The 15,988-nt window shown below is 67.1% G+C and carries 14 protein-coding genes and 1 pseudogene; 7 read left to right on the forward strand and 8 right to left on the reverse strand.

The genetic code is table 11. The features are described 5' to 3' along the window. Window positions 1-284: 284 nt before the first annotated feature. The 4 genes from ACLP25_RS15500 to ACLP25_RS15515 form a co-directional block, all read right to left on the reverse strand. Entirely contained in the window at window positions 285-1,139 is an 855-nt protein-coding gene (locus tag ACLP25_RS15500) for a polyphosphate kinase 2 family protein (RefSeq protein WP_442470082.1), read from the reverse strand. Between the two features lie 204 nt (window positions 1,140-1,343). Next, entirely contained in the window at window positions 1,344-2,189 is an 846-nt protein-coding gene (gene sseA / locus ACLP25_RS15505; protein ID WP_442470083.1) for a 3-mercaptopyruvate sulfurtransferase, read from the reverse strand. A 13-nt stretch (window positions 2,190-2,202) separates the two neighbouring features. Next, on the reverse strand, window positions 2,203-2,913 hold the full coding sequence (locus ACLP25_RS15510) for an alanyl-tRNA editing protein (RefSeq protein WP_442470084.1): 711 nt from the start codon (window positions 2,911-2,913) through the stop codon (window positions 2,203-2,205). Continuing rightward, window positions 2,910-3,941 (reverse strand): cysteine synthase A, encoded by a 1,032-nt coding sequence (locus ACLP25_RS15515; RefSeq protein ID WP_442470095.1) that lies wholly within the window; start codon window positions 3,939-3,941, stop codon window positions 2,910-2,912. Before ACLP25_RS15515 ends, ACLP25_RS15510 begins: the two co-directional genes overlap by 4 nt. Window positions 3,942-4,041: 100 nt before the next feature. Here ACLP25_RS15515 and ACLP25_RS15520 point away from each other — a divergent pair, with 100 nt between their 5' ends. Further along, the gene (locus ACLP25_RS15520) at window positions 4,042-4,866 is read left to right on the forward strand and encodes a YdcF family protein (RefSeq protein WP_442470085.1); all 825 of its coding nucleotides are present in this window, start codon (window positions 4,042-4,044) and stop codon (window positions 4,864-4,866) included. Window positions 4,867-5,024: 158 nt separating this feature from the next. Here ACLP25_RS15520 and ACLP25_RS15525 read toward each other — a convergent pair whose 3' ends face one another. Next, complete coding sequence (locus ACLP25_RS15525) at window positions 5,025-5,306, reverse strand: DUF3253 domain-containing protein (RefSeq protein ID WP_442470086.1); 282 nt, start codon at window positions 5,304-5,306, stop codon at window positions 5,025-5,027. A gap of 43 nt (window positions 5,307-5,349) precedes the next feature. Further along, complete coding sequence (locus ACLP25_RS15530) at window positions 5,350-5,700, reverse strand: hypothetical protein (protein WP_442470087.1); 351 nt, start codon at window positions 5,698-5,700, stop codon at window positions 5,350-5,352. 130 nt (window positions 5,701-5,830) lie between these two features. Between ACLP25_RS15530 and dusB the strand changes: the two genes are divergently transcribed. The 5 genes from dusB (at window position 5,831) to ntrX (ending at window position 13,365) form a co-directional block, all read left to right on the forward strand. Continuing rightward, on the forward strand, window positions 5,831-6,844 hold the full coding sequence (gene dusB, locus ACLP25_RS15535) for a tRNA dihydrouridine synthase DusB (protein ID WP_442470088.1): 1,014 nt from the start codon (window positions 5,831-5,833) through the stop codon (window positions 6,842-6,844). Continuing rightward, on the forward strand, window positions 6,841-7,953 hold the full coding sequence (locus tag ACLP25_RS15540) for a two-component system sensor histidine kinase NtrB (protein WP_442470089.1): 1,113 nt from the start codon (window positions 6,841-6,843) through the stop codon (window positions 7,951-7,953). The genes dusB and ACLP25_RS15540 overlap by 4 nt, the downstream gene beginning before the upstream one ends. Window positions 7,954-7,993: 40 nt before the next feature. After that, complete coding sequence (ntrC, locus tag ACLP25_RS15545) at window positions 7,994-9,484, forward strand: nitrogen regulation protein NR(I) (RefSeq protein ID WP_442470090.1); 1,491 nt, start codon at window positions 7,994-7,996, stop codon at window positions 9,482-9,484. Window positions 9,485-9,751: 267 nt separating this feature from the next. After that, window positions 9,752-11,995, forward strand: coding sequence for an ATP-binding protein (locus ACLP25_RS15550; protein ID WP_442470091.1), 2,244 nt, complete (start codon window positions 9,752-9,754; stop codon window positions 11,993-11,995). Beyond that, complete coding sequence (ntrX, locus tag ACLP25_RS15555; RefSeq protein ID WP_442470092.1) at window positions 11,995-13,365, forward strand: nitrogen assimilation response regulator NtrX; 1,371 nt, start codon at window positions 11,995-11,997, stop codon at window positions 13,363-13,365. Before ACLP25_RS15550 ends, ntrX begins: the two co-directional genes overlap by 1 nt. Before the next feature lie 351 nt (window positions 13,366-13,716). Here ntrX and ACLP25_RS15560 read toward each other — a convergent pair whose 3' ends face one another. Both ACLP25_RS15560 and ACLP25_RS15565 read right to left on the reverse strand, forming a co-directional pair. Further along, window positions 13,717-14,391, reverse strand: a complete 675-nt coding sequence (locus ACLP25_RS15560) for an NADP-dependent oxidoreductase (RefSeq protein WP_442470093.1) — start codon at window positions 14,389-14,391, stop codon at window positions 13,717-13,719. Between the two features lie 191 nt (window positions 14,392-14,582). After that, window positions 14,583-15,365 (reverse strand): response regulator, encoded by a 783-nt coding sequence (locus ACLP25_RS15565; RefSeq protein ID WP_442470094.1) that lies wholly within the window; start codon window positions 15,363-15,365, stop codon window positions 14,583-14,585. 273 nt (window positions 15,366-15,638) lie between these two features. Here ACLP25_RS15565 and ACLP25_RS15570 point away from each other — a divergent pair. Continuing rightward, window positions 15,639-15,988, forward strand: a pseudogene (locus tag ACLP25_RS15570) (aminotransferase class IV); the annotation flags it as partial.

The raw sequence follows: 15,988 nt of genomic DNA on the forward strand, positions 1-15,988 counted from the left end.
AGGCCGAGCACGATCGCCGTGAAGGTGACGAGGAGGTTGATGCTCAGCTGCACGAACTCGAACGAGTCGCGCGAGCGGTGCCGTTCGGGAAGCCGGCTCTTGACGAAATAACCCGCCGCCGAGGCGGCGCATAGAAGCAGGAGCAGAAGGAAGGTCGACCAAAGGTAGGGCATGGCGTCGGCGATCTCGCCTCGTGCGGCGTTGTTTTTGCGATAGCCGGCCGCATCACGGGTTCGATAGAATTCGCTGGACCGAGCCGGGGAGGGGACTCGCGCTCCGCGGCCTCACGCCTTCTTCTTACCGGATTTTTCCTCTTTCACCGCCGCGTGATACTTTCGCCGGATGTCGTCGAGGTCGACCGTGGGCTTCGGATAGGCGAGCTTTAGGTCCTCCATCGTGTCCGCCATGATCTGCGATACGGCAAGGTTGCGGAACCACTTGTGGTTCGACGGGATCACATACCAAGGCGCGTGCTTCGTGCTTGTCGCCTCGATCGCATCCTCGAACGCCTCGATGTAGTCGTCCCAGAACGCGCGTTCCGTATAATCAGATTCGCTGATCTTCCAGTTCCGGTGCGGGTCTTCGAGGCGCTGGGCAAAGCGCGCGAGCTGCTCTTCCTTGCTGATGTGCAGGAAGAACTTGAGAATGGTCGTTCCGTTTTCCATGAGCAGCGTTTCAAACTCGCGGATCCGCTCGCAACGCGCCGTCCACGTCGCCTTGTCGATCATCTTGTGGACGCGGGTGACGAGCACGTCTTCGTAGAACGAGCGATTGAAAATGGCGATTTCCCCCTTTCCCGGCGCATGGGGGTGGACGCGCCAGAGAAAATCGTGCGCCAGCTCGGCCGGGGTCGGCTGCTTGAAGCCAACGACGCTCGTGCCCTGCGGGTTGACGGAGGTGAAGACGTGCTTGATCGTTCCGTCCTTGCCGCCCGCGTCAAGCGCCTGCAGAACGACCAGGACCGAGTGTTTGTGTTCGGCGTAGAGCAGACCCTGCTGCTTGGTCAGCTTGTGCTTGCAGGCGTCGATCTCCTCCAGGGCCGCCTGCTCCGACTCGTGTTTACCAGTATAGGCCGGATCGATCTTGTCGAGCTTCAGCTTGCTGTCCGGGTCGACACGAAACGCCTTGCGATAATCCATGGAACGGTCCTCCGTGCGCGCGGCGCCTTCGCGTGGGATGCGCCGCCGCACGCGCACATTCGGACGTCTTCGGGATTGCCGTCAATTGTCCCGCGCCGTCGGGGAGGGCCGAAGGCGCCCGTTTCGGGCGCCCGCGCGACTCCGCTCCGATCGTTTCGAGATTGACGTCGGTCGTCTCGATTCGGAAACGCAACTGCGGCGGGGTCAGTCCGCCCCGGTCGCGACCGCGCAATCCGCGCGCGCGCCCCATTCCGCCCAGGAGCCGTCGTACAGGCCCTCGAGCTTGCCCCCGGCCTCCTCGGCGGCGAGCGCCAGGATCGCCGCGCTGACGCCGGAGCCGCAGGTGGTGATGATCGGCTTTCCGAGGTCGACCTTGTGCGCGGCGAAGATCGCCTTCAGCGCTTCAGGCGGTTTCAGCCGGCCATGCTCGACCACCTCGCTGAACGGCAGGTTGAGGCTGCCGGGCATGTGTCCGCTCTTCAATCCCGGCCGGGGCTCGGGCGTGTCGCCGCGAAAGCGGTCGGCCGGACGAGCGTCGACCACCTGCGCCGCTCCGCTCGCCAGCGCCGCGCGGACCTCGTCGAGCGAGGCCACGAACTTGTGTTCGAGCCGCGGCGTGAACGTCCGCGGCTTCGGATGGGCGTCGCCCTTCTCGAGCGGGCGTCCTTCGACGATCCATTTCGTCAATCCGCCTTCGAGAATGCGCACGTCCTTGGCGCCGTAGGCCCGGAGCGTCCACCAGACGCGCGCCGCCGCGAACAGACCGAGCACGTCGTAGATGACGAAGCGCATGCCGTCGCCGAGGCCGAGCTTGGTCATTTCCGCGGCCAAGTGGTCGGGTTTGGGCAGCATGTGCGGCAGCCCGCTGTCCTGGTCGGCGATCGCGTCGATGTCGAAAAAGACGGCGCCGGGAATGTGGGCGAGCGGGAACTCCCTCGCCCCGAACCGGCCGGTGTTGGGCAGATGCCAGGAGGCGTCGATGACGCCCACATCTGCGCCGCCGAGTTCGGCGGCGAGCTCCGCCGTCGTGCACAAATTGCGAGAGGTCATGGGTGAGGCCAAATCATTGCGCCGAGAGAACGATCCGGACCCTGCGATTGATCCGTCCCTTCTTCTCGATCTGGGTGACGGTCGCCCGCCCGATCTCACCGGTGCGCGCGACGTGGGTTCCGCCGCAGGGCTGAAGGTCCAGGTTTTCGATAGCCACGAGGCGGACCCGGCCGCTGCCGCGCGGAGGCTTGACCGACATGGTTTTCACGAGCGCGGGATTGGCGTCAAGCGCCTCGTCGGTGATCCAGCTCTGGCCGACCGGCGCGTCGAGGGCGATCAGTTCATTGAGCTTGCGTTCGACCTCGCCCTTGTCGAGCGTCGCCTCGCAGTCGAAGTCGAGGCGGCCTTCCGCGTCGCCGACCGAACCGCCGGTTACCGGATAGGGCAGGGCGACGGAGAGCAGATGCAGCGCCGTATGGGCGCGCATCCGCTTGTAGCGCCGGTCCCAGTCGATCCGGGCGACAACGGCGGCGCCGGAAGCGGGAAGGGCGACGCCTTCCGCGGGAACGTGCAGGATGGTCTTGCGGTCGGCGTCGTAGATCGTGTTGACGATCGGGATGGTCGCACCACCTCCCACAACGAGGTCGCCCTGATCGCCCGGCTGCCCGCCGCCCTGGGGGTAGAACACCGTGCGGTCGAGCGCCACGCCGCGCTCATCCGCGAACAAGACCGTCGCCGGGGCCTCGCGCCGGTAGGCGTCGTCGCGGAACAGGGTCTCGGTCATGGAACGAACACCTCGGGCGCACGGCCCTTCGCTTCGAGCCAGCGCGGGACGGGCAGGTTCTTCTCGCGCAGAAAGGCCGGGTTGAACAGTTTCGAGGCGTAGCGGGCGCCGGAATCGCAAAGGAGCGTGACGATGGTGCGGCCGGGCCCGAGTTCGCGCGCGAGCCGGATCGCGCCGGCGATGTTGACCCCGGAGGACCCCCCGAGAAGCAGGCCCTCTTGGACGACGAGATCGAAGACGATCTCCAGCGCCTCCTCGTCCGGGATCTGGTAGGCGACGTCCACGGGCGCGCCTTCGAGATTGGCGGTCACGCGCCCCTGGCCGATGCCCTCCGTGATCGACGAGCCGGAGGCCTTGAGCTCCCCGGTCGTGTAATAGGAATAGAGTGCGGCCCCCGGCGGGTCGGCGAGCGCGATCCTAATGTCGCGGTTGCGCTCTTTGAGCGCCATGCCGACCCCCGCGAGCGTTCCGCCAGAGCCGACGGCGCTGACGAAGCCGTCCACCTTGCCATCGAGGTCGTTGAAGATTTCCGGGCCCGTCGTCTCGTAATGGCCGCGCCGGTTGGCGACATTGTCGAACTGGTTCGCCCAGACGGCGCCGCCCCGCTCGGTCCTGGCGAGCGCCTCGGCCAGACGCCCCGAATAGCGGACGTAGTTATTGGGATTGGAATAGGGGACCGCGGGCACCTCGACCAGCTCGGCGCCGGCGAGCCGCAGCATGTCCTTTTTTTCCTGAGACTGGGTGTTCGGAATCACAATGACAGACCGGAAGCCGAGCGCGCCCGCGACCATCGCAATGCCGATTCCGGTGTTGCCCGCCGTGCCCTCGACGATGACGCCGCCCGGACGCAACGCGCCGCGCGCGATCGCGTCCCTGATGATCGCGAGCGCCGCGCGATCCTTGACCGAGCCGCCGGGGTTCATGAACTCGGCCTTGCCGAGGATCGTGCAACCGGTCGCTTCGGACGCGGCGCGGAGCCGGATAAGCGGCGTCCGGCCGATGGCGCCGACTACGTCGCGATGGAACATCGTGCAGGCTTCCTCTGGATCGAAGCCGACACTAGGCCGGCCGAACGGGTTGCGACAAGCGTCGACGGCTGCGAGAAGGGCGTCCGTCGAGGAGGGGCGGATGTTTTTCATCCTTTCGAAGCTTTACGAGGCATTCCTTTCGCCTGTCCCGCTGTTGCTGTTCCTGGCGCTTGCGGGCGCGATTTTGTCTTTCGGCCGCGCCGCCCGATTCGGGCGCTGGCTCGCGATCTTTTCGGCTCTAGCGCTCATTGTCATCGCTCTCACTCCTGTCGGCCGCCTCATCGTTGCGCCCCTCGAGGACCGTTTCCCCGAGCCGTCCGCGGACTTGGCCCCGCCTTACGGACTGATCATTCTGGGCGGGGCGCTCAAGGGCGCCGAAAGCGATGCGCGCCGGCAGGCCGTGTTCGACGAGGGCGAGCGCGTCACTGAGGCGGCGAATCTGGCCCGCCGGTATCCCGCGGCGCGCATCGTGTTCACGGGTGGGAACGGCTCGCTGATCTCGGGCGGAGACAACGTGGAAGCGCAGGAGGCCAAGAAACTCCTGGTCGATCTCGGCGTCGACCCGTCCCGGGTGACCCTGGAGCAGAATTCCCGCAACACCGACGAGAACGCCAGGTTCACCGCCGCTTTGGTTCACCCTGAGCCCGGCCAACGGTGGCTCCTGGTGACGTCCGGGTTTCACATGCCCCGATCGATGGGGCTATTCGAGAAGGCCGGGTTCGAAGTCGTCGCCTATCCAGTGGCTTTTCGGACGCTCGGCCCCGGCAAGCCCGTCATCTGGTCGCTCGACGCGGCGGAAAACATCCGGACTTTCGCGACGGCGGCGAAGGAATGGGTTGGCCTCGCGATCTGTCGCGCGACCGGCCGCATCGACCGCCTGTTCCCGGGGCCGCAGGACGCCGCCCCGGTCGCGAGCGGCGCCTGAAGCGCTGAGGGTAGAACATCTGCCGCTGGCAGCCGCTTCTTGCGCACTCCGGCCGACTGCGCTCGAGGTCTTTGGCGGTGCGCGTCATTGTTCGCTAAGGGTCGCCGTCACGCCCCACGGATTTTGATTCTGACAACTTGGCGGGCGCCGTCGCGCCGTCATTCCGCCGAAGGCGCGCCGAGGCGGTACACGCCGCGGAAATCGGTCGGATCGACCATCTTGCCCTTTCGGTAGATCACCAGCCTTCCGTCGATCGCGAGGCGAACCGCGGCGCGGCGCACGGCTGAAAGATGCGAGCGCCAGCCAAGTTCGCCGTCGCCGCGCGCGTCCGCGGATGCCTTGGCCGCGTCTGTCGGACAGATGGTGCGTCCGGCGGAGGCGCGGGCGCAAAGATCGGCGATAATTGCGTCGAGGGTTTTGGGCGAGTCGGGCGTCGTCATGGCGCTACCTCTCGGCGAGGGGCGCAACGTCGTCAAGCCGGCTTCACGGGCAGACGCCCTCCGTCGCCATTTGGGCTGCGACGTCGATGGCTAGGCATTTGCTCACCACGAGGTCGCGTGTCGTGTTGATCACAGCGAACTGGTCGTCCATGAGGACATGAGCTTCGAGACAGGCCTGCCTGTCCGCATTGCCGCTGCTACGAATGAACCCCTTGTAGTACAGCTTAATGGCGTTCAGCTGGGCGTCGGGCGCAATGGCCTGCAACGTGTTCCGATCCGAACACGGATTCGGCAGGTCGACGGTCACGACCGCCCCCGACGGCGTCGCCGCCGCCGCGAGCGTCGCAATGACAAGAGCGGGCGCCGACGCCGTTCGGAAACTCACCCTGTTCACCGGAACGCTCCTTCCGTTTGCCCTTGGGCGACAGGCATCTGAAATCGGCCTGATGGCGAAAAAACGATAATGCGCGAAACGCGCGCGTGATCCTTGCGTTCGGCGGATCGATGGCTACAGTATAGGCAACATGAAAATTGCTCAAAACATAGGCAGCCGCAATGCGATCGCGGTCGGCCCGATCCGGCTCGACGGCGCGGCCATGCTCGCGCCCATGTCGGGCGTTTCCGATCTGGGCATGCGCCGCGCCGCCCGGCGGTTCGGGGCAGCGCTGGCGTATTCCGAAATGGTGGCGGCCGAGACCTATCTCGACGGCGACACCGAGGCCTCGATGCGCGCCGAAGGTGAGGGCGTGTCGCCGCACGCGGTCCAGCTCGTCGGGCGCGAGCCAAAGGCCATGGCGGAGACGGCGCGCCGGGTAGAGAGCGCCGGCGCGGCGATCATCGACCTCAACATGGGCTGCCCGGCCCGCCGGGTCTCCGGGGCGCTGGCCGGTGCGGCGCTGATGCGCGACCTGGACTACGCCGAGCGCGTGATCTCGGCCGTCGTTGACGCGGCGTCCGTTCCCGTCACACTCAAGATGCGCCTCGGCTGGGACGCGGCCACGATCAACGCGCCCGAGCTCGCCAAGCGCGCCGAACGCGCCGGCGTCAGGATGGTGACGGTCCACGGCCGGACGCGGGCGCAGTTCTACGACGGCCGGGCCGACTGGAGCGCCGCCCGCGCCGTGGTCGAGGCGGTGTCCGTGCCGGTGATCGTTAACGGCGACTGCGCCGGCGCCGAGGACGCGCGCGCCATGCTCGCCCAGTCCGGCGCGCCCGGCGTGATGATCGGCCGCGCGGCGGTCGGGGCGCCCTGGCTCGTCGGCGCGGTCTCGCGCGCGCTCGCCGAAGGCGGACCGCTTCGCCCCCCGCCGGTCGAGGAGCGGCGCGCCGCGGCGATCGAGCACCTCGACTGGCTCTTGACGAAGCTCGGATCGCGCGCGGGCCTCCGCCATGCGCGCAAGCACCTCGCCGCCTACGCGGAGGCTGTCGCCGCGCCGGCGTCGCTCCGGCGCGAACAGGTGACGACCGACGATCCCGAATGCGCGCGGACGCTGCTCGGCCAGGCCTTCGACGGCGAGACGCTGGAGGACGCGGCGTGACCGCGGCGTTCCACAGGGCCCGGTCCGACCCGGCCAAGGTGCTCAACGCGCTGGCCCAACCGCTGATCACGGTGGACGGGCAGGGTCTCGTGACCGAGGCCAACACCGCCGCCGAGACCTTTTTCGATATGGGCCACGGGGCGCTGCTTCGGTCGCGCCTGAGCGACCTCCTGCCGTTCGGCTCGACGGTCTTCGGTCTCGTCTCGGACGCGCGCAAGAACCACGCGACGGTCGCGGGCTACAAGATCGACATTTCCACGCCGAGAACCGGCAATCGCGGACCTGTCGATGTTTTCATCGCGCCTCTGCCGCAACCCGTCGACTCCGTGGCGATCATGCTGCAAGAAAGGGCAATTGCTGAAAAAATAGACAGGCAACTGACGCATCGAAGCGCTGCGCGCTCAGTCACTGCGCTCGGCGCCATGCTCGCACACGAAATCAAGAACCCGCTGTCGGGCATTCGCGGTGCCGCGCAGCTTCTCGAGGCGAGCGTCGGCGACGAGGATCGCGCGCTGACGCGTCTGATTTGCGACGAGACCGACCGGATCGTGAAACTGGTCGACCGGATGCAGTCCTTCGCCGATTCGACGCCGGCCCAGTGGGAAAGCCTGAATATTCACGCCGTGCTCGATCATGTGAAGCGTCTCGCGCAGGCCGGGTTCGCCCGGCACGTTCGCTTTTCGGAGATCTACGACCCTTCGCTGCCGCACATCCAGGGATCGCGCGATCAGTTGATCCAGGTCTTCCTGAATTTGATCAAGAATGCCTCGGAAGCCATTGGCCACGATGGCATTGACGGCGAGATCACTCTCACTACGGCTTACCGGCCGGGGGTGCGGTTGCGCGCTGGAGAGAACGCCGAGTCGGTCTCGCTGCCCCTCGAGATCTGCGTTCGCGACAACGGTCCTGGAATTCCGCCCGAAATCGCCGCCAACCTGTTCGACCCCTTCGTGACGACCAAGGCTCAGGGGTCTGGTCTGGGTCTTGCACTGGTTGCGAAGCTCGTCGGCGATCACGGCGGCATCGTCGAGTGTGAGTCGCATCCGCGCAGAACGATCTTCCGCGTCCTGATGCCTTTGCCGTCGATGCGCGCACGAGCCTCGGCCTGAGAAGAAGGCCCCGAGCGTGGATGGCGAAGGAGCTTTGGGTATGCCGTCAGGCCAGATTCTGGTTGCCGACGACGATGCCGGAATTCGCACCGTACTGAATCAGGCGCTGACGCGGGCCGGCTACGAGGTCCGGTCGACGGGCACGGTCGCGGGACTCTGGCGGTGGGTTGCGGCCGGCGAAGGGGACCTCGTCATCACCGACGTCGTGATGCCCGACGACAACGCCTTCGATCTTCTGCCCCGCATCAAGCGCGTCCGTCCCGACCTGCCGATCATCGTGATGAGCGCGCAGAACACGTTCATGACGGCGATCAAGGCGTCCGAGCGCGGCGCCTACGAATATCTGCCGAAGCCCTTCGACCTGCGCGAGCTTGTCTCGATCGTCGGGCGCGCGCTCGCCGAGCCGAAGCGCCGCCGCGAGGAGCCCGACGATCATCTCCCAGCCGAGGTCATGCCGATCGTCGGCCGTTCGGCCGCCATGCAGGACATCTTCCGCGTGCTGGCGCGGCTGATGCAGACCGACCTCACCGTGATGATTTCCGGCGAATCGGGGACCGGCAAGGAGCTCGTCGCCCGCGCCCTGCACGATTACGGCAAGCGCAAGGTTGGGCCGTTTGTCGCAATCAACATGGCGGCCATCCCACGCGACTTGATCGAAAGCGAGCTGTTCGGCCACGAGAAGGGCGCCTTTACCGGCGCCGCGGCGCGCTCCGTCGGCCGCTTCGAACAGGCCGAAGGGGGGACGCTCTTCCTCGACGAGATCGGCGACATGCCGATGGAGGCGCAGACCCGCCTCTTGCGCGTGCTGCAGCAGGGCGAATACACGACCGTCGGCGGCCGCACTCCGATCAAGACCAATGTCCGCATCGTCGCGGCGACCAACAAGGACCTGCGCTTCGCCATTCAGCAGGGCGCGTTCCGCGAGGACCTGTTCTTCCGCCTGAACGTCGTTCCGATCCGGCTGCCACCCTTGCGTGAGCGGCCGGAGGACATCCCGGACCTGGTGCGCGCCTTCTTCCAGCGGGGCGCGGCCGAAGGCCTGCCGTTGAAGTCAATCGAGCAGGCGGCGATGGAGCGGATGAAGCGCTATCCGTGGCCGGGGAACGTGCGCGAACTGGAGAACCTGACCCGGCGCCTCGCTGCGCTCTACCCTCAGGACGTCATCGGCGACGCGCTGATCGAGGCCGAGCTCAGCGCCGGAAGCGCGCCCTCGAACGCGCCTGCGCCGACCCCGGGCGAGGATCTGCGTCAGAGGGCCGCGGCGCCCGTGTCGATTGGCGGCGGCGACGGCTTCAACTCGGCGATGGAGCGCGCGATCGGCGAACTGTTCCGTTCCTTCGGCGGCGCGAATCCGCAGGTCGGCCTCTATCACCGCGTCCTGCACGACCTCGAGGCGCCGCTGATCGCGGCGACCCTCGGGCTGACCCGCGGCAACCAGATCAAGGCGGCGGAGATCCTGGGGCTCAACCGCAACACGCTGCGCAAGAAGATCCGCGACCTCAACCTGCGCGAGATGCCGACCTTTCGGTAGGTCGAGCGAGCCGGACGGTCGGCGTATCTCCATGAATCACGCCGCATCGCGTACACTGCTCCACGCGGCAAACCGTCGCTCCAAGGCGCGCGGCGTTTTCCTTACACGCGCTACATCTGGGAACTGATGGAACGGGATGTGACGCCGTCATGCTAGGCTTGTGCGAACTCGCCCCCAATTCGTCGCAATTGCGCAACATCTGTTGCAGGATTGCCACGAGTCTCGGGACGTTTGAAGCGACCCGAGGCGGCAGGCGGATTCGGGATTGTGACGGGCGCGAAAAAGAGTTCGGGCGGCCAGGGGGCGGCGCCTTTCGACGACAGCGGGCCGACGGCCCGGTTTGGTCCGATCGCGGTCGGCGCGGCCTTCGTGCTCGCGCTCGCGACCTTCCTGGTCTTCGCCGGCTTCACGCCGATCCTGCCGACCCAGACGGTCGTCTCGATGCTTCTGGTTGGGGACGGGCTCGTCGTCCTCGTCCTGATCGTCCTGATCGGGATCGAACTCAACCGGCTCATGGCCGCGCGCCGGGCGGCGCGTGCAGGCGCGCGCCTGCACAGCCGGTTCGTTGCGCTCTTTTCGCTGGTCGCGGCCATTCCGGCCATCGTCACCGCCATCGTGGCGACCGTGTCGGTCGAATGGGCGATCAACCCGCGCTTCATGAGCGACGTTGCGGCCTTCATCAACGAGTCCAACCAGGCCTCGCAGCTCTACCGCGAGTCCCAGTGTCGCGCGCTCCTGCGTGACGTCGAGCTGACGGCGGGCGACATCGCCCGCAGCGCGTTGCTGCTGCGCTCCGACCCAACCCAGTTCCAGACGTACTTCAGCTCGCGGTCGAAGACCCTCGGCTTCGGCGCCGCCGCCCTGATGAAGAGCGACGGCAATCCGCTGGCGATCGCCGACGGCTCGGACGCCAAGCTGATCGCCAAACCCGACCCGTCCGATTTCCAGGACGCGCTCGCTGGCGAAAACCAGTGCGGATTCCTCGGCGCGGGCAACATCTTCGTCGCCATCCGTCCGATCCCCGGCGCCGAAGGCCAGTTCCTCTACGCCGCGCGCGGCATCGATCCGTTGGCGGCCAAAGTCGCCGAGGACGCCGAGATCGTGTCGAACATGTGGGGCCGGTTCGAGGCGCACCGGCGCAGCCTCGAGCTCGGCTTCGCCACCGTATTCGTGATGCTGGCGCTGACCATGCTGTTTTCGGCGATCTGGCTCGGGCTCGCCTGGGCGAACCGGTTGGTCGGGCCGATCCGCCGGCTGATTCGCGCTGCGGACGAGGTCGGGTCGGGCAATTTGCACGTGCAGGTGCCGGCGCGCGCTTCCGACGGCGATCTGGGCCATCTCGGGGCCACGTTCAACAAGATGACGGCGGAGCTCTTGCGCCAGCAGACGGGGCTGATCGAGGCCAACGCGCTGAACGACGAGCGGCGCGCCTTCATCGAGGCGGTTCTCTCGGGAGTTCCGGCGGGCGTCGTCGGCGTCGACAAGGACGGAGTCATCACGGTCTGCAACGCGGCCGCAGAACGGCTTCTGGGCGGCGATGGCGGGCTCGTCGGCCGTCCGCTCGCCTCGATCCATCACAGCATCGGCCTCATCTGGGAGCAGGCGCGATTGTCGCGCGCGCGCCTGCACCAGGGGCAGGCGACCGTGCTTCGCGACGGCCGCGAGCGCATCCTCAACGTCCGCGTCACCGGCAGTCCCGGGCGCGGCGAGGCGGGCAGCGTCATCACCCTCGACGACATCAGCGATCTGGTCACGGCGCAGCGCACCGCCGCCTGGGCCGACGTCGCCCGGCGCATCGCCCACGAGATCAAGAACCCGCTGACGCCGATCCAGCTTTCCGCCGAGCGGCTCAAGCGCCGCTACGGCCGGCACATCGTCGAGGGCAAGGACGTCTTCGACCAGTGCACCGACACGATCATCCGCCAGGTCGACGACATCAAGCGAATGGTCGACGAGTTCTCGTCCTTCGCCCGCATGCCGAAGGCGCGCCCGGGGCGCGACGACCTCAACGATTGCGTGCGCCAGGCGGTGTTTCTCATGCGGGTCGGGCGGGCGGACATCGCCTTCGAGGAGCGTCTGCCGGACGGTCCGGTCATAACGGACTTCGACCGGCGCCTCATCTCGCAGGCGCTGACCAACGTTCTCAAGAATGCGTCCGAGGGCATCGACGCGCTGGGCGAGGGCCACGAGCGCGGGCGCGTCCTTGTGACGCTGGAGGCGGACGTCGGAGGCTTCATCGAGATCGCCGTCAGCGACAACGGCAAGGGCTTCCCCACCGAGGACCGCAACCGCCTGGTCGAGCCTTACGTGACGACGCGCGCGGAGGGGACGGGGCTCGGGCTGCCGATCGTGGTCAAGATCTTCGAGGACCACGGCGGCGGGGTCGACCTGCTCGACGGGCTTACCCGCGCCGACGGGGGGCGGGGGGCGATGGTGCTGATGAAACTGCCGCTCGCGGGCGCTTCTGGCGACGCCGCTGAGCCGCGGGACGAAAAGACCGGGACACGCTGATGGCTGCAGACATTCTGATCGTCGACGACGAAGACGACATTCGCGAGCTTGTCGGCGGCATCCTGGAGGACGAGGGCCACCAGCCGCGCGCGGCGCGCAACTCCGACGAAGCGCTGGCGGCCATCGAATCCCGCCGGCCGCAGCTCATTCTGCTCGACATCTGGCTGCAGGGGTCGAAGCTCGACGGGCTGCAGCTGCTCGAATCGATCAAGAAGCAGAACCCGAGCGTGCCCGTGGTGATGATCTCCGGCCACGGCAACATCGAAACCGCGGTGACGGCGATCAAGCTCGGCGCCTACGACTTCATCGAAAAGCCGTTCAAGGCGGACCGCCTGATCCTGGTCGCCGACCGGGCGCTGGAGACGTCGCGACTGAAACGCGAGGTCAACGACCTCAAGACGCGCGGCGGCGCACTCAATCGCATCGTGGGCTCCTCGGCGGCCGTCGCCAACCTGAAGCGCATCATCGACAAGCTCGGGCCGGCGAACTCGCGCGTGCTGATTTCTGGCGGCGCGGGCTCCGGCAAGGAGCTTGCCGCGCGGCTCATCCACGAGCGCTCGAGCCGCGCCGACGGACCGTTCGTGGTGGTCAACGCCCCGGCCATGTCCCCGGAGACGATGGAGGCGGAACTGTTCGGCGTCGAGGAGGGGCCGGACCGGCCGCGCCGCGTCGGGGCGCTCGAGGAGGCTCACGGCGGCACGCTCTATCTCGATGAAGTCGCCGACATGCCGCGCGAGACGCAGGCCAAGATCCTGCGGGTCCTGGTCGACCAGAATTTTCAGCGCGTCGGGGGCGCCTCGCGCGTGCACGTGGATGTCCGGATCATCTCCTCGACCAGCCAGGATCTAGCCGAGGCGATCACCGAGGGGCGGTTTCGCGAAGACCTGTTCCACCGGCTCTCGGTGGTGCCGATCCGGGTGCCGACGCTGGCCGAGAGGCGCGAGGACATTCCGGAGCTCGTCCAGTATTTCCTCGAGTTCACCGCGCATAGCATGGGCGTGACGCCGCGGAAGATCGGCGCCGACGCCATGGCGGTGCTGCAGTCGCACGACTGGCCGGGAAACATCCGGCAGCTCCGCAACAACGTCGAGCGCCTGATGATTCTCGCCCTCGGCGACCCCAACGCCGAGATTTCCGCCTCGATGCTGCCGGCCGAGGTCGGGGCGCTCGTCCCCGCGGTGCCGAGCGGCATCGGCGGCGAGAGGCTGCTCAGCCTGCCGTTGCGCGAGGCGCGGGAGGCGTTCGAGCGCGACTATCTGATCGCCCAGCTCAACCGTTTCGGCGGCAACATCTCCCGCACCGCGGAATTCATCGGCATGGAGCGCTCGGCGCTACACCGGAAGCTGAAGTCGCTCGGGGTGGAGGCTTAGAGCCGCCTGGCTTTTGCTCCTGCGCGGCGCGCTTGGCTCGAGCGCGGCGGACGCGGTCGGCGACCTAGGATGATGTCTTCAGGTTGGACCGGCTCCATCATTGCGGCCATCCGGCATCATTCAGCGGGCGTTCGGCGTGCGTTCGACCTGCGTTCGACACGCATTCGGCGCCGGACTTGACCCTCTTATTCACCCGTGAATCGTGACCTTTCAACGCGTTACACTTGAGTTCGCGAAAGAATTTTTGCGCGAATTTTCCTCGTCACGCGGCCATCTACGGGTAAGCGGCCGCGTCCCGTTTAAGGACGGCGTCGATCCGCTTGCGCTTCGTCTGAGGCTCGCACGAAGGGATCATACCAGTATTTCTATTTTTCCGCAATCAAGAGTCGCGTCATCGCGATTCGCGCGAGTGGAGGGCGCCCCTTCCTCCGCCCGAGTTCGGGTGGCGCTGGCGATGACCTCGTCGGGGGGTGGGAAGGCCGGGGCAATGGTCGAAGGCCGCTGCGCTCGCACGCCTGCGATCACGATTGCGCCGATCTCCGCAGCCGCAAAGACCGCCGATCGCCCGACGCCGCCCAGCGCGCCGGTGACGAGCACGGTGTCGCCCAGCCCTGCCTTCGCGCCGAGCTGCACAAGCTGTTCGCCGGTCAGATTGACGAGCGGGAGAGCGGCCGCGTCGGTCGCATCGAGCCCCTCGGGAACTCGGACCAGATGCTCCGCCTTGACCACGCAAAGCTCGGCATAGGTGTGGGACGCGAGGGCCATGACGCGATCCCCGACCGAGAACCCGGGAGCCGCGTCGCCGACGGCCTCGACCACGCCCGCCATGTCTATGCCGAGGATGTACGGAAAATCGATCGGGATCAGATTGCGCACGGCGCCCGACTGCAACATCCAGTCGACGGGATTGACGCCGGCGGCATGAATGCGCACCAGCGCCTCGCCGGCCTGCGGCGCCGGATCGGACGCGTCCTCGAAGCGCAGGCTGGAGGCCGGACCATAAGCATGCAGCACGACGGCTTTCATGACTGTCTCCGGTCGATTTGGTCGCTTGTTCAGTGGGTTTTGCGGCGATCCTGCGGATGCGACTGTTGCCTCGGCTTGTCCCGGTCCGCGTCGCCTCGCGGACCTCTCGACGCGAGCGGCGGTGCAAGTTTGCCGAGGCTCGCGTCTCTTGTCGATGGGCCGAGAGAGCCGTCCGGCTGGATTGAAGCCGTTCACGGCTTGATGGATCGGGGCCCTCTCAGGCTAAGCACCCGCTCCAAATCCTCCACCGACGCCGGTTTGGTCAGGTGGAGGTCGAAGCCGGCCTCTTCTGCGCGCTGGCGGTCCTGGACCTGTCCCAGTCCGGTCAGAGCGACGAGCATGGGCGCGCGATCCGCGAGCCGCTCACGGATTCTTCGCGCCGTTTCGTAGCCGTCGATCCCGGGCATGCGCAGGTCTATGAAGGCGATGTCGGGCTGAAAGGATAGGGCCTCGTCGACGCCCGACGCGCCGTCCCGCGCGGATCGAACCTCGGCGCCCAGGTATTGGAACAGCATGACGAGGCTGTCGGCCACGTCGCGGTCATCGTCAACAATCAGCACGCGCGAGTGGAAGTTCAAGGGATTCGGTCCTTCCTGGTCGGCAGGCGAAGCATCGGGCTGGGACGGGCCGAGGGGCAGGCGCACGATGAACTCGCTCCCCTTTCCCCGACCGGGGCTCAGCGCCTCGACGCTCCCCCCCCCCATGGAGCTCGACAAGGCTTTGCACCAGGGCCAGGCCCACGCCGAGCCCGCCGTCTTCGCGGAATGATCGCGACGATCGATCGGCCGATCATCTCCGCGGCGGCGTAGCCGAGCAGGCGGGACGCCCCCTCGGTCCTTGAGCCACCGTTCGCTGACCGACAGATACCGCATGTCCCGGTCGAACATCGCAAGCGATTGCTCAATGAGCGTATCGAGGCGAACTCCGAGCGCGAAATCCTTCGCCGCGCCTTGCCGACCGAGCATAGAGAGCATCCGGAAATCCAACGGCGCGATCTAAACGACTCTGCGACGGGAAATCAACACGCCGCTTCGGCTGCAGGCGCAGGGTCCGCATCACCTTATTTCTGCAAGTCTGTGGGAACGCTCAAGGCCCGCGTCGGGCAAAATGCGACCGGCCGCTGGACCGCCGATCGAATTTCGGTCAAACCGGCATTTGTCTCGCCGCGAGAGAGCGAAGCCGAGCCACCGGCGGCCGCGTCCACGTCGGTCGGGGCGGGGGCAGCACACGAGTTTCGGAACGGGCGCTTGTCACGCATTGTCTATGTCAACGGCCGATACCGCGCGCATGCGGAGGCCGTCGTGTCGGTCGACGACCGGGCCTTCACCTTCGGCGACGGCGTCTACGACGTCTGCGAGGTGAACGGCGGCGCGCTGATCGAAGGAGACGCGACACCTCGACCGTCTCGATCGCTCGCTTAAGGCCGTGCGGATCGGCTGGCCGGTCGGGCGCGAGGCGCTGCGAGTCGTCATGCGGGAGGTCGTGCGCCGGAATCGGGTCCGCGACGGCCTCGTCTACTTGCAGATCAGCCGGGGCGCCGCGCGGCGCGATCACGGGTTCCCGCCCGAAGGGGTCCGGCCCGGGCTGGTCGTCTCGG

The sequence above is a fragment of the Roseiarcus sp. genome (assembly GCF_052145395.1).
In the GTDB taxonomy this organism is placed as follows: Bacteria; Pseudomonadota; Alphaproteobacteria; order Rhizobiales; family Beijerinckiaceae; genus Roseiarcus.

Excerpts from the sequence above, each read along its gene's own strand:
- dusB (WP_442470088.1), top strand. The coding sequence starts at position 5,831 with ATGAAAATTGCTCAAAACATAGGCAGCCGCAATGCGATCGCGGTCGGC.
- ACLP25_RS15560 (WP_442470093.1), bottom strand. The coding sequence starts at position 14,391 with ATGAAAGCCGTCGTGCTGCATGCTTATGGTCCGGCCTCCAGCCTGCGC.
- ACLP25_RS15565 (WP_442470094.1), bottom strand. The coding sequence starts at position 15,365 with ATGCTCTCTATGCTCGGTCGGCAAGGCGCGGCGAAGGATTTCGCGCTC.
- ACLP25_RS15525 (WP_442470086.1), bottom strand. The coding sequence starts at position 5,306 with ATGACGACGCCCGACTCGCCCAAAACCCTCGACGCAATTATCGCCGAT.
- ACLP25_RS15500 (WP_442470082.1), bottom strand. The coding sequence starts at position 1,139 with ATGGATTATCGCAAGGCGTTTCGTGTCGACCCGGACAGCAAGCTGAAG.
- ACLP25_RS15520 (WP_442470085.1), top strand. The coding sequence starts at position 4,042 with ATGTTTTTCATCCTTTCGAAGCTTTACGAGGCATTCCTTTCGCCTGTC.
- ACLP25_RS15515 (WP_442470095.1), bottom strand. The coding sequence starts at position 3,941 with ATGTTCCATCGCGACGTAGTCGGCGCCATCGGCCGGACGCCGCTTATC.
- ACLP25_RS15510 (WP_442470084.1), bottom strand. The coding sequence starts at position 2,913 with ATGACCGAGACCCTGTTCCGCGACGACGCCTACCGGCGCGAGGCCCCG.
- ntrC (WP_442470090.1), top strand. The coding sequence starts at position 7,994 with ATGCCGTCAGGCCAGATTCTGGTTGCCGACGACGATGCCGGAATTCGC.
- ntrX (WP_442470092.1), top strand. The coding sequence starts at position 11,995 with ATGGCTGCAGACATTCTGATCGTCGACGACGAAGACGACATTCGCGAG.
- sseA (WP_442470083.1), bottom strand. The coding sequence starts at position 2,189 with ATGACCTCTCGCAATTTGTGCACGACGGCGGAGCTCGCCGCCGAACTC.